The sequence below is a fragment of the Arthrobacter sp. Y3221157 genome (genome assembly GCF_059089865.1).
The window spans coordinates 1-716 of the sequence record NZ_JBNHFD010000211.1 but is presented as its reverse complement, the minus strand read 5'-3'; the positions used below and the strand labels follow the sequence as shown (position 1 = coordinate 716).

Sequence of the window (716 nt, the reverse complement as noted above, 5' to 3'; positions counted from 1 at the left end):
GACCAGGTGTTCTTCCAGGGCCACGCGTCCCCGGGCATGTACGCCCGCGCGTTCATGGAAGGCCGCCTCTCGGAGGAGGACCTGGACGGGTTCCGGCAGGAAAAGTCCCGCGAGGGCCATGCCCTGTCCTCCTACCCGCACCCGCGGCTGATGCCGCAGTTCTGGGAATTCCCCACCGTGTCCATGGGCATCGGGCCGATGAACGCGATCTACCAGGCCCAGTCCAACCGGTACCTGCACAACCGGGGCCTGAAAGACACCTCCGACCAGCAGGTCTGGGCGTTCCTGGGCGACGGCGAGATGGACGAGCCCGAGTCCCGCGGCCTGCTCCAGCTCGCCGCGAACGAGAACCTGGACAACCTGAACTTCGTGATCAACTGCAACCTCCAGCGCCTGGACGGGCCGGTGCGCGGCAACGGCAAGATCATGCAGGAACTCGAAGCGTTCTTCCGCGGCGCGGGCTGGAACGTGATCAAGGTCGTCTGGGGCCGGGAATGGGATGACCTGCTCACCCGCGACACCGACGGGTCGCTGGTGAAGATCATGAACGAAACCCCTGACGGGGACTACCAGACCTACAAGGCCGAGTCCGGCGGGTTCGTCCGCGAACACTTCTTCGGCAAGGACCCCCGCACCAAGGACCTGGTCGCGGACCTCACCGATGACCAGATCTGGAACCTCAAGCGCGGCGGCCACGACTACCGCAAGGTCTACGC

Annotated in this window: 1 protein-coding gene; it reads left to right on the top strand. The window is 65.6% G+C overall.

Features of this window, described 5'->3' with window-relative positions; all coding sequences use genetic code 11:
- Positions 1–716 (top strand): thiamine pyrophosphate-binding protein (locus AC5RTT_RS20690; RefSeq protein WP_494146726.1); only part of this gene is annotated, 716 nt, incomplete at both ends.